Here is a 26,581-nt window from a genome sequence, read left to right on the forward strand (position 1 = left end):
AAACGGGATATACAGTTGACCTGGGCTGCGAATCGACGTATAAAGCCCAAGCAGGATTTCAAGCGGCGAGTGAACAGGTTCTTTCGTAGTTCGCCCATCAACGGTACTCCGGTCGGCCCCATTACCCCCTTCCTTGATTTTCATGCACCTCCCGGGCGTTTCGCCCTGTCTCACATTTTTAGGAACAAGTTATGGCAACCGGCACCGTCAAGTGGTTCAACGACGCAAAGGGTTTTGGTTTCATCACGCCGGAAGGCGGCGGCGACGATCTGTTCGCGCACTTCTCGGAAATCCGTGTCGACGGTTTCAAGACGCTGCAAGAAAACCAGAAGGTTGAATTCGAAGTGAAGACGGGCCCGAAGGGTCTGCAAGCTGCGAACATCAAGCCGGTCTAAGTTCGCGCGATATCTTCGCCTGAATAAAAAACCCCGCCTCGGCGGGGTTTTCGTTTTATACGGCCCGAATTCGCTTCGGGAACGGCGGCTTCCGATCGGCGAACATCGCTTCGCGTCGGAACGGCCGCCAGTCGTGCGGCGCGATGGCCGATGACATCGAATCGTGTCGGTGGTCATGGCATGCGAACGGGCGCCGCAGCGCCCGTCAGTCGCAATTCGCGCTCCCGCCCGGGCCTCTGTCGGCCCGGCCGGCGGATCAGCCGAACAGCCGGCGCGCGTGAATCCCGAGGCCCGTCGCCACGCTGGCGAGACGGTCGCCGAACACCGGCTCGGCATCGGGGAACGCTGCCGCCAAGGCGCTGGACAGGAACGCCAGGCCGGTCGAACCACCCGTGAAATACAGCGCACCCACGTCACGCGGCGCGATGCCCGCCAGGCGGACGGTTTCGCGCGCCGCCTCGACGATGCGCGCCGTGTCGTCCACGCTCGCCGCGACCAGGCTGGCCGAGTCGAACGCGAGCTGCAGGTGCTCCTCGACATCGTGCAGGTCGATCATGGTCTCCCCGCCCGCCGACACGCCGATCTTCGCCTCTTCGGCGCGCGCCATCAGCGCATGGCCGAAACGCTGCTCGACCACCCGCACCAGCCGCTCGAACTGGCGGATCTCCACGTACAGATGCTTCATCAGCTTCAGCTCGGCCAACCGCTTCGGCGTGTAGACCGTGTTGATCAGATGCCAGGTGGCCAGGTCGAAATAGATCCGGTTCGGCAGCTCGCGCCCTTCCGGATCGAGCGAGCGGTAGCCGAAGGCCGGCATGATCGACGCCAGTTCGACGCGGCGGTCGTAATCGGTGCCGGCCACATGCACGCCGTGGTGGCCGAGCACGTCATCCTTGCGTTCGAGCCGCATCATGCGCTGCGGGCCGACGCGCACCAGCGAGAAATCCGACGTACCGCCGCCGATGTCGGCCACCAGCACCAGCGATTCGGCCGGCTGGCGCGACTCGTAGTCGAACGCCGCGGCGATCGGCTCGTACTGGAAATGCACGTCCTTGAGGCCGACCGAGCGCGCCGCCGCCGCCAGCTGCTGCTCGGCCAGACGGTCGGCGCGTGGGTCCTCGTCGACGAAGAACACCGGCCGGCCCAGCACCGCGCGGTCGATCGCGCGGCCCGCACACGCCTGCGCCTTCAGCTTCAGGTGCTGCAGGAAGATCGCAATCACCTCGGTATAGACGATGCCGCTGCCGTCGCCCAGATCGGTGGTGGTTTCCGCGAGCGGCGAGCCGAGGATGCTCTTCATCGAGCGCATCAGGCGGCCGTCGAAACCGTCGATATAGGACGCCAGCGCGGCCCGGCCGAACTCGCGCGTGCCTTCGTCGTTGTTGAAGAAAATGGAGGTCGGCAGCGTCCGGTACTCGCCTTCGACGGGCGCAAGCCGCATCGCCCCCGCGTTCGCCGGGTCGGGCAACGCAACGGCCGAATTGGAGGTGCCGAAATCGATCGCGCAATAGGTCATGGAGGCAGAGGCGCCGCCGGGGCGGGCATGAAGCGGAAAGGGGGGGTTTTTATCACAGAGCGCGGGCTGCTACAACGGGCGCGCGGGCAGGAAATCGGGGACGGGTCGGTCAGCCTTTGCCGCCATGAAAAACGCGCGCCGCCGTTCGGGATGACGGCACGGCGCGCGCGGCGGGAATACCCCTCGCGGCGCGGCCCGCAAAAGCGGGCGCCGCAAGCGGGTGCGGCCTTCGACCGCTCGGGCTCAGGCACCCGTGTAGGGCACTTTCCAGCCGTCGCGATACACCACCTCGCCGATCGCATTGCGCGTGCGCGGCGCGCGCTCGCGGTCGCGCAGCACCGGGTCGAGCTTGTCGGCGTCGCCGTAATGACCGATCGAGATCAGCGCGACGATCTCGACGTCGGCCGGCACCTCGAACGCCGCGCGGAACGCCTTCGGGTCGAAGCCGCTCATCTGGTGCGCGGCCAGGCCGAGCGCATGCGCCTGCAGCACCAGCGCCATCGCGGCGGCGCCCGTGTCGTAGAGCGCCGTCGTGCTCGGCTCGCCCTTCGAGGTCAGCGTGTGCGCCGTCACGGCGATCAGCACCGGCGCCGGGGCGTTCCAGGCCTGGTTGAACGGCACCAGCGTGGCGAACGCCTTCTTGAACGCAGCCTCGTCGCGCGTGCGGTCGAACACCACGAAACGCCAGGGCTGCGCGTTGTAGGCCGACGGCGCCCAGCGCGCGGCTTCCAGCAACGCGTACAGGTGCTCGCCGCTGATCGGTTCGTTCGAATAGGCGCGCGGGCTCCAGCGCCCGGCGAGCAGATCGTGGATCGACACAGCGGTGGGTGCAGGTTTGACGGACATGCGATTCCTCGTAGTCGAAAAAGGGGCACAGGCCCCGAAGAACCGCAAGGATAACCGTTCGTTGCGTCGCGCGTACGTCGGGCTTCGGGATTGCAAATCGCCGCGCGAGAAATCGCGCGCTGGCGCCGCACGCGCCGCCCGGCCGGGCGCGCGCACGGCTGCCCGGCGCTCGCTCAGGCCGCCTGCGGCAAGTGGCTCACCTTGCCGCGCTTGATGCGCAGCACGATCAGCGCGCCGACGATGCACAGGCCGCCCGAGATCATCGACGCGAGCGTGTAGGTGCCGAGGCTCGCGCGCAGCAGGCCCGCGCCGAGCGTGGCGAACGCCGCGCCGAGCTGGTGGCCGGCCACGATCCAGCCGAACACGATCGGCGCCTTGTCCTTGCCCCAGATGTCGGTGGCGAGCCGCACGGTGGGCGGCACGGTGGCGATCCAGTCGAGGCCGTAGAACACGGCGAACAGCGGCAGCCCGAAGAAATCGATGCCGAACGCGTGCGGCAGGTAGATCAACGACAGCCCGCGCAGCCCGTAGTACCAGAACAGCAGCACGCGGCTGTCGTAACGATCCGACAGCCAGCCCGACATGGTCGTGCCGAACAGATCGAAGATGCCCATCGCGGCCAGCAGCGACGCGCCCTGCACCTCGCTCATGCCGTAGTCGCTGCACATCGCGATCAGGTGCGAGCCGATATAGCCGTTGGTGCTCGCGCCGCAGATGAAGAAGCTGAAGAACAGCAGCCAGAAATCGCGACGCCGGGCGGCGCTGAACAGCGTGCTGAACGCGGTGGCGAGCGGGTTCTGCCTGGAGGCGGCCGGCGCGGGCGGTGCGTCGTCCGGTTCGCCGTAGGGGCGCAGTTGCACGTCGGCGGGCCGCTCGGGCACCAGCAGGATCACGAGCGGCACCACGATCGCCAGCGCCAGCGCCACCACCAGCACCACCGGGCGCCAGCCGTGCGCCTGCGCGATCGCGGCCAGCATCGGCAGGAACACCATCTGGCCGGTGGCCGAACTGGCCGTCAGCATGCCCATCACCAGGCCGCGGCGCGCCACGAACCAGCGGTTCACGAACGTGGCCGACAGTGTGAGCGCGGCCACGCCGGTGGCGCTGCCCACCATCACGCCCCAGATCAGCATCATCTGCCAGGTGGCCGTCATCATCGACGACAGCGCCACGCCGGCCGCCATCACCACCAGCGCGGTGAGAATGGTCGGGCGCAGCCCGAAGCGCTGCATCGCGGCCGCCGCGAACGGGCCGGTCAGGCCGTACAGCGCGATGTTGATCGAGATCGCCAGCGAAATCGTCGCACGGCTCCAGCCGAGCTCGTGTTCGAGCGGCACCATCAGCACGCTCGGCGTGGCCCGCGTGCCGGCCGACGCAAGCAGGACCAGGAACACCACGGCCGCCGCCACCCAGCCGTAATGGAAGCGCCCGCGGGCGCTCGCTGCTATCCACTTCATCCCGAACCACTCCCGTTGCGGCCACGCGGCGATCGCCGGCATTCCGATGCGTTGATGTGAAACCGACGCGTTACCGGCCGGTCACAAGAGCTTGCGATCGTAGTTACCGACCAGTAACATGTCAAGCGCCGTTCAAAATTCACCCGCTTCTGCCAAGGTCATTGCCGATGAGCGCATCCTCCACCAAATCCGCCGCCGCGTCGCGCCGCTCGCCCACCTCGGGCGCGAGCGCGCACACGCAACTGATCGACGCGGCCGAACACCTGTTCTATCGGGAAGGCGTGCGGGCGGTCGGCATCGATGCGGTGGTCGAGCGGGCCGGCGTCAACAAGATGAGCCTGTACCGGCAGTTTTCGTCGAAGGACGAACTGGTGCTCGCCTATATCGAGCGCAAGAACTGCAACTACTTCGACCGCTTCGACCAACTGGCCGAGCAATTGCCCGGCGATCCGACGGCGCAACTGCTGAAGTTCGTCGACGATCTCACGCGGCGCAGCGCGGCACCCGATTACCGCGGCTGCCCGTTCGTCAACGTGGCGGTGGAGTTTCCCGACGCCGCGCATCCGGCGCGCGTGTCGGTGGCCCACAACAAATCGGAACTGAAGCGCCGCCTGATCGCGCTGGCCACCGGCGCCGGCGCGCGCGACCCGCTGCTGCTGGCCGACAGCATCGCGCTCGTGATCGAGGGCATCTACACGGCGAGCCAGAGCTATCGCGCCGACGACAGCCCGGTCGGCAGCGCGCCGCGGCTGGTGCGCGCGCTGATCGACGCGGCTTGTGTTTGAGGCTTGTGTTTGAGGCTTGCGTTTGAGGCCTGCGTTTGAGGCTTGTGTTTGAGGCCTGCGTTTGAGGCCTGCGTTTGAGGCGGGCGACTCGAGGCGGGCGACGGGTGGCGGCCGGCGGGAATGCATGATCGGGGCGCGGCGGATTCCGCCGGGAAACCACCGGCCGCGTTTCGAACCCGGATCGAGACGCGCATCGGCCGCGATCGGATCGAGCATCGAGCGCTCGGCCGGGACCTGTCCGCATTTTTGTGGGCGAGGCGGTTAAAAACCCTCGTGCTCAACGGGCCTGCGTAAATCGTTCACCGAACAGAATAGCAAACTGGTTCATCGCAGATTTCCAATCGAAAGTGTTCCGTACCGATTTCGCCAGGACGTTGCGCAGTGCGAGCCAGAGTAGTTTGACGGCCGCCTCGTTGTTCGGGAAATGGCCTCGCGTCTTGATGATCTTGCGCAGTTGCATGTTCAAGCTCTCAATGGCGTTGGTCGTATAAACCACCCGTCGAATGTCCGGCGGAAACACAAAGAACGGTGTGACGTGCTCCCAGGCCCGCTGCCAGCATTGGACGATCATCGGGTATTTGGCGCCCCACGGCCCTTCGGCAAAGTCCCGTAACGCTTGCTCTGCGGCCTCCGCGCTGGCGGCAGCGTAGATCGGCCTCAACGCCTGGGCGAGCTTTTTGCGGTCCGCATAGCTCGCAAATTCCAGGCTATTGCGGATCAGATGCACGATGCAGGTCTGCACGGTGGTGCGGGGATAAACCGCAGCGATCGCCTCGGGCAGGCCCTTCAGACCGTCCACCACGGCGATCAGGATGTCCTGACAGCCGCGCGTCTTGAGTTCGTTGAATACCTTGAGCCAGAACTTGGCGCCTTCAGTCTGCTCGATCCACAAGCCCAGCACGTCGCGCTGGCCGTCAGCCTGGACGCCCAACGCCAAGTAGACGGCCTTGTTGCTGACCATGCCGTCGTCGCGAATCTTGATCCGCAGCGCATCGAAGAACACCACCGGATACATCGTCTCCAGCGGACGACTTTGCCAGGCGAAGGCTTCGGCCATGACTTCGTCGGTCACCGAGCTGATGAAATCGGGGGAGACCTCGGTTCCGTAGCTTTCGGCCAGAAACGCCTTGATCTCGCGCACACTCATGCCACGCGCGTACATTGCGATGATGCGCTCGTCGAAGCCGGTAAAACGGCGCTCGTGCTTGGGAATAAGGATCGGCTCGAAGCTGCCGTCCCGGTCGCGTGGAATCTCGACACGAACCGGGCCGCGGTCGGTGATGACGGTCTTGCCACTGGCGCCGTTGCGCTCGTTGGCCTGACCGAGCGGCTTGAGCTGGCCTGACGGGTAGCCCAGATGCAGATTCATCTCGGCACCCATCGCCCGTTCGATGATGGCCTTATTGAACGCCAGCATCAGGTCCTGAACTTCGCCAGGCGACATCGGCCCTTTGACCAGTTGGTCCATCAACTCATCAGGCAGTTCAGGCAGCGGCCCACGGGCCGCTGCCTGAGACGCCGCCGTCCGCTTCTTTTTCATCGGCATATCCATGAAATCGACTCCTCATGATATGCCCCGCCCACGAAATCGCGGATAGGTCCCTCGGCCGCGCATCGGCCACGATGCCGCAGCCGGCCGCGCGCCCCGCGAAACCGCCGCATCCCACCCGCTACAATGCCGGCTGCTCCGCCCGCTCCGCCATCACGTCATGACCGATCCCCGCCAAACCGTCCTCGACACCACGCGCCACTGGCTCACGCGCGCCGTGATCGGCCTGAACCTGTGCCCGTTCGCCAAGGCCGTCCACGTCAAGGATCAGATCCGCTACACGACCAGCGAGGCCACCTCGTTCGAGGACGCGCTCGCCGATCTCGAACCGGCGCTGCGCGAGTTGGCCGAAGCGGACCCGGACGAGGTGGACACCACGCTCGTGATCTACCCGGCCGCGCTGGCCGATTTCGACGAATTCAACGACGCGATCCATTTCGCCGACCGCCTGCTCCAGCAATTGCGGCTCGACGGCGTGCTGCAGATCGCGAGCTTCCATCCGCATTACCGGTTCGACGGCAGCGAGCCGGACGACATCGAGAACTTCACGAACCGCGCGCCGTATCCGATCCTGCATCTGCTGCGCGAGGCAAGCCTCGACCGCGCCGTGGAGGCGTTCCCGGACGCGGCCGACATCTACGAACGGAATCAGGCGACCTTGCGGCGGCTCGGTCACGCAGGCTGGCAGACGTGGATGGCCGGCAGCGATGGCGACCCGGGGAAGGCCGGCGACTGAGCGCCGGCGCGGGAAGCGGGGAGAGAAGCAGCGAAGGGAGGAGAAGCGACGCGGCGGGCAGGCGCGGCGCGCGCGCGGGGTTCGGGCTTTCGGCTTTCGGCTTTCGGCTTTAGGGCTTTCGGCTTTCAAACGCCCAGCGTTCAGGCGTCGGCCGCCTCGGGCGCGAAAAAGCGCGCATCGAGCTCGGCCAGCCCGAACATCGCGAGGATCTCGCCCAGGCGCTCGCCGGCCTTGCGGCGCGGCAGGTTCTTGTACTGCGCGACGATCAGCTCGTTCTTCATCGAGTGCTCCCAGCCAACCAGTTCCGTCACGCTGACCTGATAACCATGCGCCTCGAGTTGCAGGCAGCGCAGCACGTTGGTGATCTGGCTGCCGAATTCGCGCGTATGCAGCGGATGGCGCCAGACTTCCGTCAGCGCGTTGGCGAGCGATTTGCCCTTGTTCTTGCGCAGCACGCCGGCCACCTCGGCCTGGCAGCACGGCACCAGCACGATATGGCGCGCCTGCTTGGCCAGCGCGAAGCGAATCGCGTCGTCGGTGGCGGTGTCGCAGGCATGCAGCGCGGTCACCACGTCGATCGACTCGGGCAGCTTCGGCGACGTGATCGAATCGGCCACCGACAGGTTCTCGAACGACATCCCGCCGAAACCGAGCCGCGTCGCCAGCGCGGTCGAGCGCTCGACCAATTCCTCGCGCGTCTCGATACCGTAGATATGCGAGCCGTCGGCCGGACGCGACTTGAAGAACAGGTCGTACAGGATGAAGCCCAGATAGGACTTCCCCGCGCCGTGATCGACCAGGCTCACGCCGCCCTTGTCGGCGGCGACGTTCTCCAGCAACGGCTCGATGAAGTGGTACAGGTGATAGACCTGCTTGAGCTTGCGACGGCTGTCCTGGTTCATCTTGCCGTCGCGCGTCAGGATATGGAGCTCCTTGAGCAGCTCGACCGATTGCTCGGGACGGATTTCGTAGGTCTTGTTCGACATGGTGCAGGCGGCCGGCCCGCGCCGCGAAAGCGGCACGAACCCGGCGGAATACGGATGGAATGGGCGCAGTTTACCGAAATTCGCGCGACCGGCCTCAGGCGCGTGCGCCGAGCCGCCAGAGCGAGGTGATTTCGGCCGAGCGGGCGCGGTGCAGCGGATCGTCGGCGTCGGCGGCTTTCGGATGGACCGGCTTGATGTCCTCGCGGCCCAGCACGGTCAGGCCCGCCGCGTCGATCCAGCCGAGCAGCGCCTCGCGCGTGCGCAGGCCCAGATGCTCGGCGAAATCGGACAGCACCAGCCAGCCCTCGCCGCCCGCTTCGAGGTGATCGGCCAGCCCGGCCAGAAAACCCTTCAGCATGCGGCTGTCCGGATCGTAGACGGCATATTCGATCGGCGAGCTGGGCCGCGCCGGCACCCACGGCGGGTTGCAGACCACCAGCGGCGCGCGGCCCTCGGGGAACAGGTCGGCCTCGACCAGCTCGACGCGCGCGGCCAGGCCGAGCCGGTCGAGGTTCTCGGCCGCGCAAGCCAGCGCGCGCGGATCGAGATCGGTGGCCACCACGCGGGCCACGCCGCGCTGCGCCAGCAGCGCGGCGAGCACGCCAGTGCCGGTGCCGATATCGAAGGCCAGCGTGGTGGACGGCAGCGCCGCGCGTGCGATCAGTTCGACATATTCGCCGCGCACCGGCGAGAACACGCCGTAATGCGGATGGATGCGCTCGCCGAGCGCCGGAATCTCCACGCCCTTCTTGCGCCACTCGTGCGCGCCGATCAGGCCGAGCAATTCGCGCAACGACGCCACCGACGGCTCGCCGCCCGTGCCATACGCTTCGACGCAGGCCTCGTGCAAATCGGGCGCGCGGCGCAGCGGGATGGTGTAATCGGCGTCGAGCGGGATCAGCAGCATGCCGAGCGTGCGCGCACGCTGCGACTGGCCGAGCCGGTGCAGGTTGAACGCGTCCACCGAGGAATCGGCCGCCTTCTTCGGCCGGCGGTCGATGCGGCGCGCCATCGCCTGCAGCAACTGCCGCGCGTTCTGGAAATCGCCCTGCCAGAGCAGCGCCGTCCCTTCGCAGGCGAGCCGGTACGCGGCGTCGGCCGTGGTCGTGTCGTCGGCGATGGCGACGCGCTTGGGCGGCGGCGAGCCGGCCTCGGAGCGCCAGCGCAGCGTGCGCTCGGCGCCGTTCGCGTCGATGAAATGAAGGGTCGGATAGTCGGTCACGGCAGTCGGCAAAAGCAATCGGGTAAAACGAAGGTGCGCGGCGCGCACGCCGGATTATCGCTCGCCGCGAGCCGTTGGCCCAAGCGACACGATGCAGCGCAGCAAGACGACGCGCCGCCGCCCGCTACTTCAGTAACCGCCGTAAGCCGGCGCGACCGGCCATTTCAGCGAGCCGGCGTCGGTAAAGCGCATGCCGCCGAACACGCCCGACGACAGCTTGCCGCGCAACCGATACGGAATCCGCCCGGCCGAGGCCGCGTCGGCGAACGCGAACGCCTGGCGGGCCGCGGCGAACGCCGTCACCGTGATCGGCACGCTGACCACGACCTCGCCGAAGCGCGGCACGGTGCCGCGCGCGTCGCTGACGCCGCTTGCGAACGCACGATCGTTGAGGTCGAGATCGAGCGCGATGCCGTCGTAATCCACCGGCGTGCCGTTCGGGTTCTGCACGCGCAGCCGCAGCGCGAAGCGCATCTCCAGCCCCTGCCCCGGCAGCGGATCGAGGCCCACCACACCGACCCGCAGCGGATCGCCGCCCAGCGTCGCGCAACCGCCGAGCAGCAGCGCGCCCACCCCGACGCCAGTCATTCCAAGCCAACGCACCGCATCGCGACGCCGCATCGTCCGTCCTCCGTCCTTGTGAACCGTTCGAACCGTACCCGCACTGGACCCGCGCACCGCCCTGGAGTTCCGGGTTGCCGGGGGTTCGACCGGACCTCGCTCATTTGCCGCCGCATCCACGCGCCAGCTCGGCATTCCGGGGCACCGGCCGTTCGGTCAGAACTCATCCATTTGCAACCGCACCCACGCGCCGGCTTGGAATTCCGGATCGCCGGCCGTGCGGTCAGGACTCACCCAATTGCAGCCGCACGAACGCGCCGGCTCGCAATTCCGGGGCACCGGCCGTTCAACCCGACCTCGCCTATTTGCCGCCGCGCCCGCACGCCGTCGTGGAGTGACGGGCCATCGGCCGTTCGCCCCGGCCTCACCCGTTCGACGCCGCATGCCGCCAGGCCGGCTCGGCGAACCAGACGCGCAGGAATTCGACCAGCGCGAGCGTGCTTGCGCTGCCGCCCGATTGCTGGCGCAGCAGATGGATCGTCGCGTCTTCCGTCACGGGCGCCGCGCCGTCGATTTCCAGCGCGACCAGCAAGCCGTTGCGCAGCGCGGCGCCAGCCAGCCAGGTCGGCAAATGCGCGATGCCGATGCCCTCGATCGCGGCCGCCAGCAAGGCCTCGGAATGGTTGCTGCGAAATCGCGGCGCGTCGGGCGCCACGCGCCGCGCGCCGAACCGCCACGCGCCGGGCGGCGGCGAGCCGTGCCAGGCGAGGCAATCGTGACGCGCCAGTTCGTCGAGCGAAGCCGGCGCGCCGCGCGCGGCCAGGTAGGCCGGACTCGCGCACAGCACGCGCACCTGCGGCGCGAGCGTGGTGGCAACGAAGCGGGAGGCCGCCACCGGCCCGATCCGCAACGCCAGATCGACGTCCGAGCCGAGCCGGTCACCGGGCAGGTCGACCATGCTGTCGGTCAGCACGAGTTCCACCACGACCGCCGGATGACGCCGCATGAACGCCGACACGGCTGGCATCAAATGCAGCCGCCCGAACGGCGCCGGGCAGTCGATCCGCACCAGGCCGCCCGGCTCGTCGCGCTGTCGGTGCAATTCGGCCTGCAGGCCGCGCATGCCGGCCAGCAGCGCCTTGGCGCGCTCGTACAGCAACTGGCCGGCCTCGGTCGGCCGCATCGCGTGGGTGCTCCGGTGCAGCACGCGCACGCCGAGCTGCGCCTCCAGTTGATCGATGCGCCGCGCGACCGACGAGGTGGCCACGTCGTGCCGCCGCGCCGCCGCCGAAAAGCTCTGCAACTCGATCACGTCGACGAACACGGCCAGATGCGGGGAAAGAATGGATTCCATGAAGAGATCGTCCGGAAACGGTTCGAGGCCTGGCGTGGCCTTCGCATGCCTTTGCGTGCCTTTGCGTTTTAGGCAAAGCGATGATGCGCCTTTGCATATTTCCGCGTCAACGCGGCGTGCCTAGACTGGCATCCATTCACTGACCACCCAGGAGTTCCGCCATGCAACGCATCGTGCTCGACACCGCCGCCCGCGACATCGAATCGCTGGTCGCCCCGATCCAGGACGCACCCTCGCCCGTCGTCACCGACGGCCAGATGCTGATCGACATCCACGCCGCCGGCGTCAACCCGAGCGACGTCAAGGCCGCGCTCGGCAACATGCCGCACGCCATCTGGCCGCGCACGCCGGGCCGCGACTGGGCGGGCGTGGTGCGGCTCGGCCCGGCCGACTGGGTCGGCGCGCAGGTCTGGGGCTCGGGCGGCGAACTCGGCATCCGCCGCGACGGCTCGCATGCGCAGCAACTGCGGGTCGAGGCGGCCCAGGTGCGCCGCAAGCCGGCCGCGATGTCGCTCGACGAGGCGGCCGGCGTGGGCGTGCCGTTCATCACCGCCTACGAGGGCCTGCGCCGCGCGGGCATGCCGCAGGCGGGCGAGGTGGTGCTGGTGTTCGGCGCGAACGGCAAGGTCGGGCAAGCGACGATCCAATTGGCCAGTGCGCGCGGCGCGCGCGTGATCGGCGTGGAACGCACGGCGGGCGCGTATCGCGGCCATGCCTGCGGCGCGGTGACGGTGCTCGACGCCTCGAGCCAGGACATCGCCGCGACGGTGCGCGAGATGACCGGCGGCCACGGCGCGGACATCGTCTACAACACGGTCGGCAGCCCCTACTTCGCAGCCGCCAACGCCTCGATGGCGATCGGCGCGCGCCAGATCTTCATCTCGACGCTGGAGCGCAGCGTGCCGTTCGACATCTTCGCGTTCTATCGCGGCCAGCACACGTTCGTCGGCGTCGATTCGCTGGCGCTCGACGGGGTGGCCTGCGCGCGCATCCTCGACGAACTGGCGCCCGATTTCGAAACCGGCACGCTGCGGCCGTTCCCGATCACGGCGGATCACGTCTACCCGCTCGACGGCGCGCACGACGCCTATCGCGCGGTGCTGGCCGGCGCGCGCGAACGCGTGCTGATCCGTCCGTGAGCGGCGCGGCGGCAGTCAAGGGGAGACGCAAGATGATCGACTACGCGGTGTCGTTGGGCGTGGGACTGGGGGTTGGCGTGCTGTACGGCGTGTTGAACGTGCGCTCGCCGGCCCCGCCGCTGATCGCCCTGATCGGGCTGCTCGGCATGGTGATCGGCGAGACGGCGATTCGCTGGTTGCGGTGAGGGGTTTGCGCCAGCGGTTTACATGACCGCCAGCGTCGGAAGTTTGCATCGGCCATTCGCACCGGTTCAGCGATCACCACGCCGCCGGAACGCCCACCACGCGGTGAGCGCCGTGAACATCGCGACGAACAGCACCATCAGCCAGAAGCCGTGCTTGTTCTCGGCGAGCGGCACGCCGCCCACGTTCATGCCGAAAAAGCCTGCCACGATGTTGATCGGCAACGCGATCACGGTAACGATCGTCAGCGTAAACAGCGTGCGGTTGTTCTGTTCGTCGAGCCGCGAGGTGATCTCTTCCTGCAACAGCTTGATCCGCTCGATGAGGCCGGCCAGGTCGGCCAGCACCAGCGACGACTCTTCGGTCGATTCGCGCAGCTCCTGCACGTCCTCGCCGAGCAGCCAGGCGGGCGGCTTGGCCAGCAGCCGGAAGATCGAACCCGGCTCCGGCGCCAGCATCCGTTGCAGGCGCGTCAGCCGCCGTCGCATCGAGCCGAGCTGATCGCGGTTCGCGGTCGGGCGCTGCGAGAGGAACCGATCCTCGATGCGGTCGATGTCGACGCTCGCGCGCCGCACGATGTGCTGCATCACGTCGGCCTGATCGCGCAGCAGGTGGATCAGCAGTTCGGTCGGGGAGCGAAAGCGCTCGCCCTGCCGCACGCTTTCGCGCAGCGTATCGACCGAGCGCAGCGGCTTGAGCCGCGCCGTCACCATCATGCGGCGGTCGATGTAGACCCACAGCGTCGCCACTTCCACCGCCTCCATGTCGAGGCTGAACATCACGTCGTTGACCACCGCGCGCAGCACGCCGTCCTGCTGCTCGATGCGCGTGGAGTGCGACCCTTCCCGCAGGAACTCGTAATAGGTTTCGGGCAGGTCGAGATTGGCCCGCATCCAGCGCTCGCTCGCGCCGTGCGCGAGATTGAAATGCAGCCACTGGAAATCGCCGTTCGCGGCGCCGGGGGCCGGCATCTCCCGCAGCTCGACACCGCCCGCGCCGGCATCGACCGGTACGCCGGCCGAATCCGGCGTGAACCGGAACGCGCACACCATGCCGCTCGTATCGGCGCCGTAGGTGGGAATGATCATCTCTGGTTTCATCGACTGTCCTGCGGGGATTCCGTCTTCAGCTTGCATCGCACCCATGTGTCGCCGATGCGCATGTCAGCGTGATGGCGCGTCATGGAATCGCCATGAACGCGTCGCATCGGCACGACAGGATTCGGCGTGCGAAAGCATCTTGAAAGCGCGTCGCACCCGGCGAAGCGCGCCGGCCACGAAGCATAGCGAAAGACGGGAGGAACCGCGAATCGATCGGACGCGCGTCGAGCGGCGGCGAGGGGGCGAAGCAAGGACGCAGCGGACAGGAAGATCCGTCGGAAATGGCGGACATGCGCCGGGCGGCGGCGAGGCGATGAAGCGAGGAGGCGACGGCCTGGAAGATCCGCCTGAAATGGCGGACACGCACCGGACAGCCGCGAGGCGATGAAGCGAGGAGGCGACGGCCAGGACGGACCGCCGAAAGTAGCAGGCACGCCCCCCGCAGCGCAGGCTGCGCGCCGCCCCGCGATCAGGGCTGGTGGCTGGTGTTCGCCGAACTCGGGCAGGCGGCGTCCTTGCCCCAGTGGCCGTCGCACACCCGCCAACGGCACAGTTGATCCTCGAAGAAACCGCGCTGGCCGCATTCCTTGACGCGCGCCGCGAGCGAGCCGCCGGTGTCGGCCGAGGCGACCTTGGTCACGCCGCCGTCCTTGCCCTTGTGCCTGGGCGGCGCGGGCGGCCCCGGATCGGCCGGCTTGGTGCGCGAGACGAGCGCGGCCAGCAGGTCCACATCGGGGTCGTCGTTCTTGCCGCGCTTCGCGGCCGCTTCGAGCTGGCGATCGTGGCGCTTCTTCGCGGCCAGCTCCTGCCGGTCGTGCGCGGCCTGCCGCTTCGCCTCGGCGGCGGCGAGCCGCGCCTCGGCCTTCGATTCGGACTTCGGCTCGGACTTCACACCGGCCTTGGCCTCGTCGTGACCGTGCTTGTCCTTGCTGCCGGCGACCTTGCCGGCCACGGCTGTCGCGGCTACCGTGGCGGCCGCGCCGGCGGCGAGCGTCGTGCTGGAATTCGAATTGGCGTTCGACGCGCCGTTGGCCAGCGCCTGCGAGAGCCGGTCGCCCGACGCACCCGAAGCGCCCGCCACGGTGGCGGCCTGCGCGCTCGATGCGGAATCGTCGTTGACGATGGTGGCGGTTTGCGGCGCGGCATCGGAAGCGGAGGCATTGGCCGAAGCCGAACCCGACGCCGCCTGCGCGAGCTGCACGCCGCTGGCCGCGCCGCCCGAAGCGGCCGCGACCTTGGCTGCTGCAGCGGCCGAAGCCGACGACGCCGCGCTCGCCGTGACGGTGGCCGGCGCACCGGCCGATTGCGACTGCACCCGCCATGCGCCCCAGCCCGCCACCGCGACCAGCGCCAGCGCGATCAACGCAAACAGCCCCTTGCGCGAACGGCCGCCCGACGCATTTTCACCGGCCGATTGCTGAGAAACCCGCCCTTCGAGATTGGCGAGAATACGTGAATCGTTCTGCCCGCCCGACTTGCCCGGTTCGGATAGCAGACTCGGTGGGGCTTTGCGATTTGAATCTTCCGGCGCACTCATTCAATGTCTCGTTGAATCCTGGGTTAATTCGCCGCAATAATATCGTCCGGCCGATTCGAAGCAGGCCTGATTCTAAGAGCAAGCCTTCTAAAAGACAATCGATTGTAAAAACCGGGGTTTTCTGTGATTGCCGTCGTACTGATCGTGTATTTCGCCATCGCCGTGCTGATTGCCGCCATGCTGTTATTACCGGGCGTGAGATCCCACGTTTTTTCCACGGTCACGCAATTTCACGGCCGATTAAGCCGTCGGGTTTTCGATCGCGCGACACGAACTCGCGGTCACATCGTTAAATCGGCAAAAATTTCGCAGAGTTCATTAAATCAACTGCAAAAATTACTGATTCGGCGCCGCTTGCTGATTATCTGCGCGACGGGTATTCTTGCGACGCCTCCGTTGATCGCGATTGCGTTACGAGGTCGGCAATTATTCCAATACGATGACACCATTCGCGTTCCCGACGAAAAGATCGCCGCGCTTTTGCAAGGCGAACAGCTCGTCCCGCCGCCGCCGCTGCCTCCCGAAGTATTCGCCACGCGCGAAGTGGAGCAGATCCGGCCTGCGTTGAAGGATGCGAGTCGCGATTGGAATTTGCTCGATCCGGATTTCCGCACGCGCTTGCTGCTGGTCTACAAGATCATGCACGAGCAATACGGGTATGAAATGGCGCTGCTCGAAGGTTATCGAAGCCCGGAACGGCAGAACCGGCTCGCGGCGATCGGCTCCAACGTGACCAATGCGGCCGCGTATCAGAGTTATCACCAGTTCGGGCTGGCCGCCGACAACGCATTCCTGCGCGACGGCAAGCTGGTGATCTCCGAAAAGGATCCGTGGGCGATGCGCGGTTATCAGTTATACGGACAAGTCGCCGAGCAGGTTGGCTTGACCTGGGGTGGCCGGTGGAAAATGATGGACCTCGGCCACGTCGAATACCATAAACCCGGTTTCAAACTGGGACATCCGCCGCCCCAATGAGGGCGCGGAACACCTGAGGGCGGTATGGGGCAGATGAACGACAAGGCCGGGCTGCAAACCGGCCATCCGCATCACGGGGGGCGCCGCACCATGCGCGCCGCCGCTCGCCGCGACGCATCGGAACGGGCACGCCCCGGCCGTTCCCCTCGCCCCTTCCTCTGCCCTTGCGAAGAATATTCAGCGTGACGTCACGTTCGGCGCTCACGCTGTCGGCGCACGCTCGCCATCGCCTCACCCCATTGATTCGCACCGGAACCTGACCGTCCTATGCAACGCATCCTCAACGTGTTGACTCACCCGCGCACGCTTTCGATTTTCGGGTTCGTCGCGCTCGCCGCCATCCTGTTCATCGCGGCGGACGCCCTGCAGATCGGCTTCGGCTATCCGCTCGCGATCCTCGGCGTGATCCTGGCGCTGTGGCTGATCGTCCAGCTGATCAAGCGCCTGCGCGTGCGCCGCGCGAATCGCAAGCTCGGCGACATGCTCGAGGAGCAGGCCGGGGTCGACAAGGCCGCGACCGCCTCGGTCGAACCGGCCAAGGCCGCCGAGATCGACACGCTGCGCGCGCGGCTGGTGGATACCGTCAAGACCATCAAGACCTCGAAGATCGGCCAGGTGTCGGGCGGTCAGGCGCTCTACGAACTGCCGTGGTACATCGTGATCGGCAACCCGGCGGCCGGCAAGAGCAGCGCGGTGATCAACTCGGGGCTGCAATTCCCGTTCGCGGACAAGAACAGCGCCGTGATCCACGGCATCGGCGGCACGCGCAACTGCGACTGGTTCTTCACGACCGAAGGCATCCTGCTCGACACCGCCGGCCGCTATTCGGTGCACGAGGAAGATCGCAGCGAATGGCTCGGCTTCCTGGGCCTGCTCAAGAAGCACCGCCCGAAGGCGCCGATCAACGGCATCATCGTCACCGCCAGCATCGCCGAGCTGACCGGCAGCCGCCCCGAATTCGCCATCAACCTGGCGAAGAACCTGCGCCAGCGCGTGCAGGAACTGACCGAGAAGCTCGAAGTGTTCGCGCCGGTGTACGTGATGTTCACCAAGGCCGACCTGATCACCGGCTTCACCGAATTCTTCAGCAGCAGCGACCGCCAGGAATACGACCGCGTGTGGGGCGCGACGCTGCCCTACGAGCCGGACGAGAAGCGCGACGTGGTGGCCCTGTTCGACGAGCGCTTCGAGGAGCTGTACGACGGCCTCAAGGAAATCAGCGTCGCGCAGCTGTCGATCAACCGCGGCGACATGCTGTCGCCGGGCCAGTTGAGCTTCCCGCTCGAATTCGCGTCGATCAAGCCGACGCTGCGCGCGTTCCTGGCCACGCTGTTCGAGAACAACCCGTTCCAGTACAAGCCGATCTTCCGCGGCTTCTACTTCACCAGCGCGCTGCAGGAAGGCGAAACCAACAGCGCCGCCGCGCAACGCATCGCCACGCGCTTCGCGCTCGACGGCGACACGCTGCCCAAGCCGCCCAGCGCGTTCTCGAAGAACGGCTTCTTCCTGCGCGACCTGTTCTCAAAGGTGATCTTCGAGGACCGCAAGACGGTGCGCCAGTTCGCCAGCCCCGCCAAGACGCGGATGCGCTACGCGACGTTCTTCGGCTTCGTCGCCGTGCTCGCGCTGGCGCTCGGCGGCTGGACCTGGTCGACCATCGGCAACCAGCAGCTGGTGTCGAACGTGCAGGCCGATCTCGACAACATCGCCAAGCTCGAACAGAACCGCAACGATCTGCAATCGCGCCTGCAGGCGATGGACATCCTGGAAGATCGCATCGAGCAGCTCGAGCAGTTCCGCCACGACAAGCCGATCTCGGTGTCGCTCGGCCTGTACCAGGGCGACCGCCTCGAAGAACGCCTGCTGACCGAGTACTACAACGGCGTGCGCCAGATCATGCTGACGCCGGTGGCCGACAACCTGGCCGCGTTCCTGAAGGACGTGGACGCGCACCCCGACCAGCTCGCGCCGATGACGCGCGCGCCGGAATCGGGCGCGGTGCCGGTGTCGGACAAATCGCCGATGCAGCCGCAATCGCAGGGCGGCCTGTACAACGACGCGTCGCCGACCAACGTCGAGGACGCCTACAACGCGCTCAAAACCTACCTGATGCTGTCGGACAAGCGGCACGTCGAGCAGGCCCACCTGACCGACCAGATCGCCCGCTTCTGGCGCGGCTGGCTGGAAACCAATCGTGGAACCATGCCGCGCGACGAGATGATCCGCAGCGCCGAGCGCATGATCACGTTCTATCTGTCGCGCGTGCAGGACAACGACTGGCCGATGATCGACGCGAACCTCGCGCTGGTCGACCAGACCCGCGAGAACCTGCGCCACGTGGTGCGCGGCATGCCGGCCCGCCAGCGCGTGTACGAGGAAATCAAGGCGCGTGCCTCGACGCGCTACGCGCCGATGACCGTCGCGCGCATCGTTGGCGAGGACAACACCGCCCTCGTCGCCGGCAGTTACGCGATCCCCGGCACGTTCACGCGCGATGCGTGGTTCGACTACGTGCAGCCGGCGATCCGCGACGCGGCCACCAAGGAACTGCAGGCCAAGGACTGGGTGCTCAACGTCGCCTCGCAGGACGACCTGACGCTGGAAGGCAGCCCCGAGCAGATCCAGAAGGTGCTGGTGGGCATGTACAAGACGGAATACGCGCAGCACTGGCAGAAGTTCATGCAGGGCATCGCCGTGCAGAATTTCGGCAGCTTCGGGCAGGCCGTCGATGCGATGAACAAGCTCGGCGACCCGCAGGATTCGCCGATCCGCAAGGTGCTCGACACCGCCTACGAGCAGACCTCGTGGGATAACCCGTCGCTCGCCAACGTCACCATCAAGAAGGCGCAGACGGGCGTCGTGAACTGGGTCAAGCAGTGGTTCGCGCGCAAGCCGGGCGGCCAGCTCACGGCCAACATCGACATCAACGGCAACCCGGTGGAAGCGCCGATGGGGCCGATCGGCCAGGAGTTCGTCGGCCTCGGCCGGATCGTCCAGCCGCACGACGGCGGCCAGTCGATGCTGAAGGGCTACATGGACACGCTGTCGAAGGTCCGCACCCGCTTCAACGTGATCAAGAACCAGGGCGACCCCGGCCCCGGCGCGCGCCAGCTGATGCAGCAGACGCTCGACGGCAACGGCTCGGAACTGGCCGATTCGCTGAAGTACGTGGACGAGCAGATGCTCACCGGCCTGACCGATTCGCAACGCAAGTCGCTGCGTCCGCTGCTGGTGCGCCCGCTGCTGCAGGCGTTCCAGGTGGTGATCCAGCCGGCCACGGTCGAGGTCAACAAGGTGTGGAACGCGCAGGTCTACCAGACGTTCCAGGCCTCGCTCGCGAACAAGTATCCGTTCGCGGCCGGCGCGAAGATCGAGGCCGGCGCGAGCGAGATCGCGCAGGTGTTCGGCCCGGACGGCTCGATCTCGAAGTTCGTCGGCACCACGCTCGGGCCGCTCGCGGTGCGCCGTGGCGACACGCTGACGGCCCGCACCTGGGGCGACATGGGCCTCTCGCTGACGCCGGACTTCACCAGCGGCTTCGCGAGCTGGGTGGCCCCGCTCGCGGGCGGCGCGGCCGGCGGCGGCGCGGCGGCCTCCGAACCGCAGACCGTGTTCCAGGTCCTGCCGCAGCCGAGCAGCGGCACCACCGAATGGACGCTCGCGATCGACGGCCAGCAACTGCGCTACCGCAACACGCCGCCGCAGTGGACCAACTTCGTGTGGCCGAACCCGGCCGGCTCGCCGGGGGCGACGCTGAACGCGACCACCTTCGACGGCCGCACCATCACGCTGGTCAACGAACCGGGCCGCTACGGCCTCGAGAAGCTGATCAACTCGGCGCAGCGCACGCGCCGCCCGGACGGCACCTTCGACCTGACCTGGGCGCAAGGCGGCGTGAACGTGGCGGTGACGATGCGCATCATCAGCACCTCGCAGCCGACCGGCGGCAGCGGCGGCGGCAGCAACGACGCCCCGCAGCAGCAGAGCCTGCGCGGCCTGCACCTGCCTTCGTCGATCGCCAACACGAGCGCCAGCGGCGCCGTCAACGCGACGGCGCTGGCACCGGCCGGCACGTCCGGCGTCGCACCGGCCGCCGCGGGCGCGGCCGTCAACGCATCGAATGCACAGGGGGCGCAATGACGCAAACGGTCCAGGCGCAGATCGCCTACTTCGGCAAGATTCCGTCGCGCGGCGATTTCGTCAAAAGCGCGCACAACCCGCAACTGCTGCAAACGCTCGACCGCTGGATCGCGCAGGCGATGGAACTGCTGGCGGACGACCCGCGCTGGAAGCTCGTGTACGAGAACGCGCGGCCGATGCACTTCGCGTTCATCGGCTCGCGCAGCAAGCTCGCGATCGCCGGCCACATGGTCGCCAGCCACGACGCCTCGAACCGCCGCTTCCCGTTCCTCGCGGCCACCGCGCTGGAGGTGGACCGGCCGCTGACGTTCATCGCGCGCAGCCCGCTCGCGTTCGCGCGGCTCTGGCAGCGCGCCGCCGCGCTGATGAAGCCCGTGCTCGGCAAGGACGAGCCGCCCGGCGCGCTGCAGGCGCTCGGCGACGCCACCGTGCCAATCGACACGGGCGGCCCCGGCACCGCGCACGACGGCACGTTCAACGATTTCGTCGAGCACCAGTCGCTGTTCGGCCTCGAACAGATGCTGCTCGCCAGCGGCCACCCGGTGAAGCTGCGCGGCGCGATGCTGGCGCTCGGCTCGCTGCTGCGCCCGGTCATGCAGAGCGGCTCGTCGCACATCGAGCGCGGCCTGACGCTGCCGCTGCCGGTGGACCCGTTCTACCGCACGCTGGTGGCCGGATTCTGGATGGAGCTGCTGGCACCGTTCGTCTCGCAGGCCGATTTCGAACTGGCGATCTTCATCGGCACGATCGCCGAGCGCGAACGCCTGATCATCGGCTTCAACGGCGCGTCGGCGCGCACGCTGCACAGCGTGGTCGACCCGCAAACGTACTCGCAACACAACATCGACATCGACGATCCCGAATGGATCGACGCCCATGCGCAACAAGACCCCTCGATCAGCAAGCTCGTCAGCTACCTCGAACAACCGCAACTGTCGCTGCGCGTGGCCATCGACACGTTCCGCGAAGCGTTCGTCGGAGGGGCCTGACGCCATGACGAACTCCGTGTTTCCGCGAAGCCGCACGCGCCCGCCTGGTTTGGCGGCGCTCGGCGCGCCCGCCCTGCTGGCGATGCTGCTGCTGGCCGCCCCGCTCGCGGCCCGCGCCGACAACGCCGGCCCGGCCACCGTCACGCCCGTCGACACGAGCGGCGTGACGGTGCGCACCACGCTGATTCCGCCGGCGGGCGCCGCAGCGGCGGCCGGCGGCCTGCCCGCCGTGCCGGCCCAGGGCAACGGCACCGTGCTGACCGGCACCAACGTGTCGAACGGCGCGGGCGCCGGCGCGACCACCGGCAACGGCACCGGCGCGACCGTGTCGGCCCCGGCCCCGGCCAACAACGTGCCCGGCCAAGTGGTGGTGGGCGGCAAGGTGCCCGACGAGGCCACCAAGGCCGCGGTGCTGCAAAAGCTGCGCGACACCTACGGGGCCGGCAGCGTGGTCGACCAGATCGAGGTGGGCGACGTCACCACCCCGCCGAACTGGGCCGCCAACGTGCAGAAGCTGATCGGCCCGCAACTCAAGCAGATCAGCAAGGGCCAGTTGAAGATCAACGGCACCGCGATCGACGTGAAGGGCGAGGTGCACAACGAGGCGCAGCGCCAGCAGGTCGCGAGCGACATGGCGAACCAGCTCAACCCGACCTACACGATCCGCAACGCGCTGCGCGTGAGCGCGTCCGAACAGGGCATCCTCGACCAGACGCTCGCCAACCGCACCATCGAGTTCGAGACCGGCAGCGCGACGCTGACGCCGCAGGGCCGCCTGATCCTCGACCAGATGGCCGCCGCGATGGCCAAGCTCGGCAACCGGCAGGTCACGGTGATCGGCCACACGGACAATTCCGGCAACCGCGATTCGAACATCGCGTTGAGCCAGGCGCGCGCCGATGCCGTGAAGGGCTACCTGATCGCCAAGGGCGTGGCCTCGCAGCAGTTGACCACCACCGGCGTCGGCCCCGACCAGCCGATCGCCTCGAACGACACCGCCGACGGGCGCGCCCGCAACCGTCGCATCGAGTTCCGCGTGAGCCAGTAACGGCACGGCGGCCACGCGCCAGGCAAAACGGCGCCGGCGGGATTTCCCGCCGGCGCCGTTTTTTCATTCGGGCGCGCCGCCGCGCCCGGCTTCGGGTGGTCCCGTCAGTTGTTCTCGTCCGGCTTCAGCCCGAGCAGTTCGCGGATATGCGCGAGCGAGCCGTCGTCCTTGACGACCGAGGCCAGCCACTGGTGCAGCGGCATGTCGGCCCATTCGGCGGCCTTGTCGGCCAGGTAGGCCACCGGGCTGTGCGGCTCGGTGGCGCGGAAATACTTGGCCACCGCGCGCAGTTGCTCGACGGCCTGCGCGCGATTCTGGATGCCGGCGATCACGGTGGGCACGGGAACCGCGACGGGGGACACGGGCGGGGCGGCGTGGGTCATCGGGGCGGTCATCGGTGCGGTCGGCTCCGGGGTGAGCGGGGTCTTGAAGGACGGTTCGGCGCGCTCGGCCAGCGGGGCGGCCGGGGCCACGGGTGCAGCGGGCTGCGCGTCGGGCGCGTAGCCCTGCTCGCGCGCGAAGCGCTCGGCCAGCATGCGCACCGATTCGTAGGCGTCGCGCGCCTGGCGGAAGCTCGGCGCGGCATTGCCCGCGCGCCGTTCCAGTTCGTCGTCGAGCGCGCCGAGCGCCACCGCGAACGCGCTCAGGCCGGCCAGCAGCGACGCGTAGAACGCCACCGAGGTCATCCGCTTGGACGCTTCGATCTGATCGACGGACGGCTTGTTGCGGGCGATCTCGTGCGCGTTGTCGGGGTCGCGCCGCACCGCCTGCGCGACGTGCTGCGCCACGTCCCAGTCGAGCGCCGTGTAGGCGCTGCCCGAACCGTCGGTGAGCGGAATCGCGCGCAGCAGCTCGGCCGTGCGGCCCGACAGCCAGCCCACGTTGCCGAGCCGGTATTCGGTGTCGTCGCCTTCCGGCAACGGGTGGACCTGCTCCCACCAGGTGTTGCACAGGCCCGTCAGCAGTTCGTAGCCCTGCGTCAGCCCGGCCACGCCGTCCTGGATCGCGAGCGCCTCGGTCAGCCAGACGGCCAGCCGCAAATCCTTGGTCTGCGTGCCGAGCAGTTCGACCGACTGATCGACCACGAAGCCCCAATCGGCTTCCTTGATTTCGGTGATCCATTCGCCCTGGTCGAGCGACGGATCGTCGAACTTGCGCGCGTGCTGGATCGCATCGAATTCGGACGAGAACAGCATGTCCTCGCCGCAGGGCGAGGCATCGCTGAGGGGCGCGAGAAGCGCATTGACGTGAATCGGCATGATCGTCGTGACAGTGACACTGGAGAAACGATGAAACGGCGCGCGACGGCCAACGGGGAAAACCAGCGCCGCCGCGCGCGGCGAAAAAACGCTTACTGAACCGTGTACTCGAACTCGCCGGCCTCGCTGGCGCGCACCGCGATCGATTCGATCGCCGTGCCGTCCGCGAGCCGTTCGAGCACATGCCCGGCGACCTCGGGCAGCAGCGTGCCGTTGAGGATGTGGTCGACGTTGCGCGCGCCCGAATCCACCTCGGTGCAGCGCGCCAGCACCGCCTCGACCAGCGATTCGTCCCACTCGAAGCGGGCCTTGTGGTTGGCCTCGATGCGGCGGCGGATGCGCTCGAGCTTCAGCTCGATGATCTCGGCCAGCACGTCGTCCGAGATCGGGTAGAACGGCACCACCTTCATGCGGCCGAGGAACGCCGGCTTGAACGCCTTGTAGAGCGCCGGGCGCAGCGTTTCGGCGAGCGCATCGGGATCGGGCCGCTCTTCCTCGGGCTTGTTCAGGCAGGCCTGCATGACGAGGTTCGAGCCGACGTTCGAGGTGAGGATGATCAGCGTGTTGCGGAAATCGATCTCGCGGCCCTCGGCGTCGTCCATCGCGCCCTTGTCGAACACCTGGAAGAACATTTCGAGCACGTCCGGGTGGGCCTTCTCGATCTCGTCGAGCAGCACCACCGAGTACGGATTGCGGCGCACCGCCTCGGTCAGCACGCCGCCCTCGCCGTAACCGACGTAGCCCGGCGGCGAACCCTTCAGGCCCGACACGCTGTGCGCTTCCTGGTACTCGCTCATGTTGATGGTGACCATCTTGCGCTCGCCGCCGTACAGCACGTCGGCCAGCGCCAGCGCGGTTTCGGTCTTGCCCACGCCCGACGGGCCGACGAACAGGAACACGCCGCGCGGCTTGTTCGGATCCTCCAGCCCCGCCGTGGCGGTGCGCACGCGCTGCGCGACCGCGTCGAGCGCATGGTCCTGGCCGATCACGCGCGCGCCGAGCAGCGGCTTCAGGTTCATGACCGTCTCGATCTCGTCCTTCACCATGCGGCCGAGCGGAATGCCCGTCCAGGCGGCGACGATCTCGGCCACCACGTGGCCGTCCACCTGCAAGGGCACCATCGGCTCCACGCCCTGCACCGCCTGCAACGCGGCGATCCGTTCGGCCAGTTGCGCGCGCACCGCGTCCTCGTCGATGCGCTCGCCGTCGGCCGAGCCTTCTCGGGCCGCGTCGATCTGCGCGCGCAGCGCGACGATCTCGCCGACGATCGCGCGCTCCTCGGCGTAGCGCCGATCGGCCGCCGCGAGCGCGGCCAGGTCGGCCTCGCGCGCCTCGCGCAGCACGGCCAGCCGTTCGCCGTGCGACGCGCCGCCGGCCACCTCGCGTTCGAGCGAGGCGATTTCGGCGTCGGTGCGTTCGAGGCGCTTCTTCGTGTCGTCGATCAGGGCCGGGGTGGCGCTCTGCGCCAGCGCCACCTTCGCGCAGGCGGTGTCGAGCACGCTGATCGCCTTGTCCGGCAGTTGGCGGCCGCTGATGTAGCGATGCGAGAGCCGCACCGCCTCGGTGATCGCGTCGTCGAGCACGCGCACGTTGAAGTGGCGCTCCATGAGCCCGGCCATGCCGCGCAGCATCGCGGCCGCGAGCGGCTCGGTCGGCTCCTCGATCTTGACCACCTGGAAGCGCCGCGCCAGCGCCGCATCCTTCTCGAAGTACTTCTTGTACTCGCTCCAGGTGGTGGCCGCGATGGTGCGCAGCTCGCCGCGCGCGAGCGCCGGCTTGAGCAGGTTGGCCGCATCGTTCTGGCCGGCCTGGCCGCCCGCGCCGATGATGGTGTGCGCCTCGTCGATGAACAGGATGATCGGATGCGCGCTCTTCTTGACCTCGTCGATCACGCTCTTCAGGCGGTTCTCGAACTCGCCCTTCACGCTCGCGCCGGCCTGCAGCAGCCCCATGTCGAGCACGTGCAGCGCGACGCCCGCCAGCGGCGGCGGCACGTCGGCGGCGGCAATGCGCAGCGCCAGCCCCTCGACCACCGCGGTCTTCCCGACGCCGGCCTCGCCGGTCATGATCGGATTGTTCTGGCGGCGGCGCATCAGGATGTCGATGGCCTGGCGGATCTCGGCGTCGCGGCCGATCACCGGGTCGATCCGGCCTTCGCGCGCGCGCTGCGTGAGGTTGGTGGTGTAGGTGTCGAGCGCGGGCGTCTTCGACGGGCCGCCCGCGCCCGCTGCCGCGCCGCCGGCCGCGGCCGCTTCCACGTCGGCCGCTCCCGCCTCGCCCGCCGCGCCCGCTTCGCGCGGCTCGGCCTCGTTCGAGCCGGCCGTGACCTCGTCGAACTTGTGCTTGAGGTCGGTCACGCGCACCCGCGCGAACTGCGGCGACATGCGCTGCGCGAACTGCGCCAGGTCGGGCGCGCTCAACAGCGCGAGCAGCAGGTGGCCCGAACGAATCCGGCCGATCTGCGCGTCGAGCGAGGCGATCAGCCAGGCCTGCTCGAACAGCTCGCTCAGGTGGATCGAGAACACCGGCGTGCGCGTGTTGCCGTTCTTCAGGCTGTCGAGTTCGCGTTCGAGATCGCTGCGCAGCGCGTGCGGATCGATGCCGCTCGTGCGCAGCACGATCGGCGTGTCGCCGGTGCTCTCCTCCAGCAGCGCGACGAACAGGTGCTCCAGATCGACCTCGTAGTGGCCGCGCGCGAAGCACAGGCTCGCGGCGCGCTCGGCGGCCTTGCGGCAGGTGGGGTTCAGTTTCGCAATCAGGGTCTTCAGTGGCGTGCTCATGAAGTCGGTCGCTCTCGGGTTCTT

At 67.9% G+C, this 26,581-nt stretch carries 21 protein-coding genes; 9 read left to right on the forward strand and 12 right to left on the reverse strand.

The window, feature by feature from the left end:
• Positions 1 to 191 precede the first annotated feature (191 nt).
• Positions 192 to 395 carry a cold-shock protein gene (locus tag AB4851_RS33500; protein ID WP_206128639.1) on the forward strand — a complete coding sequence of 68 codons (204 nt, stop codon included), beginning with the start codon at positions 192 to 194 and terminating at the stop codon, positions 393 to 395.
• Positions 396 to 651: 256 nt separating this feature from the next.
• On the opposite strand, the gene AB4851_RS33505 is transcribed toward AB4851_RS33500, so the two are convergent.
• The 3 genes from AB4851_RS33505 to AB4851_RS33515 form a co-directional block, all read right to left on the reverse strand.
• Positions 652 to 1,911: an Hsp70 family protein gene (locus AB4851_RS33505; protein ID WP_414450446.1), complete on the reverse strand. Its 1,260-nt coding sequence runs from the start codon at positions 1,909 to 1,911 to the stop codon at positions 652 to 654.
• 243 nt (positions 1,912 to 2,154) lie between these two features.
• Positions 2,155 to 2,757, reverse strand: a complete 603-nt coding sequence (locus AB4851_RS33510; protein WP_414450447.1) for a nitroreductase family protein — start codon at positions 2,755 to 2,757, stop codon at positions 2,155 to 2,157.
• A gap of 173 nt (positions 2,758 to 2,930) precedes the next feature.
• Positions 2,931 to 4,214: an MFS transporter gene (locus AB4851_RS33515; RefSeq protein WP_414443786.1), complete on the reverse strand. Its 1,284-nt coding sequence runs from the start codon at positions 4,212 to 4,214 to the stop codon at positions 2,931 to 2,933.
• Between the two features lie 167 nt (positions 4,215 to 4,381).
• Here AB4851_RS33515 and AB4851_RS33520 point away from each other — a divergent pair, with 167 nt between their 5' ends.
• Entirely contained in the window at positions 4,382 to 4,999 is a 618-nt protein-coding gene (locus AB4851_RS33520) for a TetR/AcrR family transcriptional regulator (RefSeq protein WP_414450448.1), read from the forward strand.
• 277 nt (positions 5,000 to 5,276) lie between these two features.
• Here the strand turns inward: AB4851_RS33520 and AB4851_RS33525 are convergent, their stop codons facing one another.
• A complete protein-coding gene (locus AB4851_RS33525) occupies positions 5,277 to 6,545 on the reverse strand; it encodes an IS256 family transposase (protein ID WP_414452004.1) in 1,269 nt (422 codons plus the stop codon).
• A gap of 163 nt (positions 6,546 to 6,708) precedes the next feature.
• Between AB4851_RS33525 and AB4851_RS33530 the strand changes: the two genes are divergently transcribed.
• Entirely contained in the window at positions 6,709 to 7,284 is a 576-nt protein-coding gene (locus tag AB4851_RS33530) for a DUF1415 domain-containing protein (protein WP_414450449.1), read from the forward strand.
• A 140-nt stretch (positions 7,285 to 7,424) separates the two neighbouring features.
• On the opposite strand, the gene AB4851_RS33535 is transcribed toward AB4851_RS33530, so the two are convergent.
• The 4 genes from AB4851_RS33535 to AB4851_RS33550 all read right to left on the reverse strand — a co-directional run bounded on the left by AB4851_RS33535 (position 7,425) and on the right by AB4851_RS33550 (position 11,407).
• Complete coding sequence (locus tag AB4851_RS33535) at positions 7,425 to 8,270, reverse strand: class I SAM-dependent methyltransferase (RefSeq protein WP_414450450.1); 846 nt, start codon at positions 8,268 to 8,270, stop codon at positions 7,425 to 7,427.
• 94 nt (positions 8,271 to 8,364) lie between these two features.
• On the reverse strand, positions 8,365 to 9,492 hold the full coding sequence (locus AB4851_RS33540) for a methyltransferase (RefSeq protein WP_414450451.1): 1,128 nt from the start codon (positions 9,490 to 9,492) through the stop codon (positions 8,365 to 8,367).
• A 129-nt stretch (positions 9,493 to 9,621) separates the two neighbouring features.
• Positions 9,622 to 10,113, reverse strand: a complete 492-nt coding sequence (locus tag AB4851_RS33545; protein ID WP_414450452.1) for an LEA type 2 family protein — start codon at positions 10,111 to 10,113, stop codon at positions 9,622 to 9,624.
• A 364-nt stretch (positions 10,114 to 10,477) separates the two neighbouring features.
• Positions 10,478 to 11,407 carry a LysR family transcriptional regulator gene (locus AB4851_RS33550; RefSeq protein ID WP_414450453.1) on the reverse strand — a complete coding sequence of 310 codons (930 nt, stop codon included), beginning with the start codon at positions 11,405 to 11,407 and terminating at the stop codon, positions 10,478 to 10,480.
• A gap of 161 nt (positions 11,408 to 11,568) precedes the next feature.
• On the opposite strand from AB4851_RS33550, the gene AB4851_RS33555 reads away from it, so the two are divergent.
• Positions 11,569 to 12,546, forward strand: a complete 978-nt coding sequence (locus AB4851_RS33555) for a quinone oxidoreductase family protein (RefSeq protein ID WP_414450454.1) — start codon at positions 11,569 to 11,571, stop codon at positions 12,544 to 12,546.
• Positions 12,547 to 12,578: 32 nt separating this feature from the next.
• Positions 12,579 to 12,731 carry a DUF1427 family protein gene (locus AB4851_RS33560; RefSeq protein WP_414450455.1) on the forward strand — a complete coding sequence of 51 codons (153 nt, stop codon included), beginning with the start codon at positions 12,579 to 12,581 and terminating at the stop codon, positions 12,729 to 12,731.
• 66 nt (positions 12,732 to 12,797) lie between these two features.
• On the opposite strand, the gene AB4851_RS33565 is transcribed toward AB4851_RS33560, so the two are convergent.
• Together AB4851_RS33565 and AB4851_RS33570 are read right to left on the reverse strand one after the other, a co-directional pair.
• Entirely contained in the window at positions 12,798 to 13,829 is a 1,032-nt protein-coding gene (locus AB4851_RS33565) for a transporter (RefSeq protein WP_414443778.1), read from the reverse strand.
• Positions 13,830 to 14,298: 469 nt separating this feature from the next.
• Positions 14,299 to 15,366: a phage tail protein gene (locus AB4851_RS33570; RefSeq protein WP_414450456.1), complete on the reverse strand. Its 1,068-nt coding sequence runs from the start codon at positions 15,364 to 15,366 to the stop codon at positions 14,299 to 14,301.
• Positions 15,367 to 15,489: 123 nt separating this feature from the next.
• Here AB4851_RS33570 and AB4851_RS33575 point away from each other — a divergent pair, with 123 nt between their 5' ends.
• The 4 genes from AB4851_RS33575 to AB4851_RS33590 all read left to right on the forward strand — a co-directional run bounded on the left by AB4851_RS33575 (position 15,490) and on the right by AB4851_RS33590 (position 22,518).
• Complete coding sequence (locus tag AB4851_RS33575) at positions 15,490 to 16,341, forward strand: M15 family metallopeptidase (RefSeq protein ID WP_414443776.1); 852 nt, start codon at positions 15,490 to 15,492, stop codon at positions 16,339 to 16,341.
• 267 nt (positions 16,342 to 16,608) lie between these two features.
• A complete protein-coding gene (gene tssM, locus AB4851_RS33580) occupies positions 16,609 to 20,481 on the forward strand; it encodes a type VI secretion system membrane subunit TssM (RefSeq protein ID WP_414450457.1) in 3,873 nt (1,290 codons plus the stop codon).
• Positions 20,478 to 21,470 (forward strand): type VI secretion system-associated protein TagF, encoded by a 993-nt coding sequence (gene tagF, locus AB4851_RS33585; RefSeq protein WP_414443774.1) that lies wholly within the window; start codon positions 20,478 to 20,480, stop codon positions 21,468 to 21,470. The genes tssM and tagF overlap by 4 nt, the downstream gene beginning before the upstream one ends.
• Positions 21,471 to 21,474: 4 nt before the next feature.
• On the forward strand, positions 21,475 to 22,518 hold the full coding sequence (locus AB4851_RS33590; RefSeq protein WP_414450458.1) for an OmpA family protein: 1,044 nt from the start codon (positions 21,475 to 21,477) through the stop codon (positions 22,516 to 22,518).
• A 104-nt stretch (positions 22,519 to 22,622) separates the two neighbouring features.
• Here AB4851_RS33590 and tssA read toward each other — a convergent pair whose 3' ends face one another.
• Positions 22,623 to 23,777 carry a type VI secretion system protein TssA gene (tssA, locus tag AB4851_RS33595; protein ID WP_414450459.1) on the reverse strand — a complete coding sequence of 385 codons (1,155 nt, stop codon included), beginning with the start codon at positions 23,775 to 23,777 and terminating at the stop codon, positions 22,623 to 22,625.
• Between the two features lie 92 nt (positions 23,778 to 23,869).
• Complete coding sequence (tssH, locus tag AB4851_RS33600) at positions 23,870 to 26,557, reverse strand: type VI secretion system ATPase TssH (protein WP_414450460.1); 2,688 nt, start codon at positions 26,555 to 26,557, stop codon at positions 23,870 to 23,872.
• Between the last annotated feature and the right edge of the window lie 24 nt (positions 26,558 to 26,581).

The organism is Burkholderia sp. 22PA0099 (assembly GCF_047497165.1).
In the GTDB taxonomy this organism is placed as follows: domain Bacteria; phylum Pseudomonadota; class Gammaproteobacteria; order Burkholderiales; family Burkholderiaceae; genus Burkholderia.

Excerpts from the sequence above, each read along its gene's own strand:
- AB4851_RS33500 (WP_206128639.1), top strand. The coding sequence starts at position 192 with ATGGCAACCGGCACCGTCAAGTGGTTCAACGACGCAAAGGGTTTTGGT.
- AB4851_RS33505 (WP_414450446.1), bottom strand. The coding sequence starts at position 1,911 with ATGACCTATTGCGCGATCGATTTCGGCACCTCCAATTCGGCCGTTGCG.
- AB4851_RS33510 (WP_414450447.1), bottom strand. The coding sequence starts at position 2,757 with ATGTCCGTCAAACCTGCACCCACCGCTGTGTCGATCCACGATCTGCTC.
- AB4851_RS33515 (WP_414443786.1), bottom strand. The coding sequence starts at position 4,214 with ATGAAGTGGATAGCAGCGAGCGCCCGCGGGCGCTTCCATTACGGCTGG.
- AB4851_RS33520 (WP_414450448.1), top strand. The coding sequence starts at position 4,382 with ATGAGCGCATCCTCCACCAAATCCGCCGCCGCGTCGCGCCGCTCGCCC.
- AB4851_RS33525 (WP_414452004.1), bottom strand. The coding sequence starts at position 6,545 with ATGCCGATGAAAAAGAAGCGGACGGCGGCGTCTCAGGCAGCGGCCCGT.
- AB4851_RS33530 (WP_414450449.1), top strand. The coding sequence starts at position 6,709 with ATGACCGATCCCCGCCAAACCGTCCTCGACACCACGCGCCACTGGCTC.
- AB4851_RS33535 (WP_414450450.1), bottom strand. The coding sequence starts at position 8,270 with ATGTCGAACAAGACCTACGAAATCCGTCCCGAGCAATCGGTCGAGCTG.
- AB4851_RS33545 (WP_414450452.1), bottom strand. The coding sequence starts at position 10,113 with ATGCGGCGTCGCGATGCGGTGCGTTGGCTTGGAATGACTGGCGTCGGG.
- AB4851_RS33550 (WP_414450453.1), bottom strand. The coding sequence starts at position 11,407 with ATGGAATCCATTCTTTCCCCGCATCTGGCCGTGTTCGTCGACGTGATC.
- AB4851_RS33555 (WP_414450454.1), top strand. The coding sequence starts at position 11,569 with ATGCAACGCATCGTGCTCGACACCGCCGCCCGCGACATCGAATCGCTG.
- AB4851_RS33560 (WP_414450455.1), top strand. The coding sequence starts at position 12,579 with ATGATCGACTACGCGGTGTCGTTGGGCGTGGGACTGGGGGTTGGCGTG.
- AB4851_RS33565 (WP_414443778.1), bottom strand. The coding sequence starts at position 13,829 with ATGAAACCAGAGATGATCATTCCCACCTACGGCGCCGATACGAGCGGC.
- AB4851_RS33570 (WP_414450456.1), bottom strand. The coding sequence starts at position 15,366 with ATGAGTGCGCCGGAAGATTCAAATCGCAAAGCCCCACCGAGTCTGCTA.
- tssM (WP_414450457.1), top strand. The coding sequence starts at position 16,609 with ATGCAACGCATCCTCAACGTGTTGACTCACCCGCGCACGCTTTCGATT.
- tagF (WP_414443774.1), top strand. The coding sequence starts at position 20,478 with ATGACGCAAACGGTCCAGGCGCAGATCGCCTACTTCGGCAAGATTCCG.
- AB4851_RS33590 (WP_414450458.1), top strand. The coding sequence starts at position 21,475 with ATGACGAACTCCGTGTTTCCGCGAAGCCGCACGCGCCCGCCTGGTTTG.
- tssA (WP_414450459.1), bottom strand. The coding sequence starts at position 23,777 with ATGCCGATTCACGTCAATGCGCTTCTCGCGCCCCTCAGCGATGCCTCG.
- tssH (WP_414450460.1), bottom strand. The coding sequence starts at position 26,557 with ATGAGCACGCCACTGAAGACCCTGATTGCGAAACTGAACCCCACCTGC.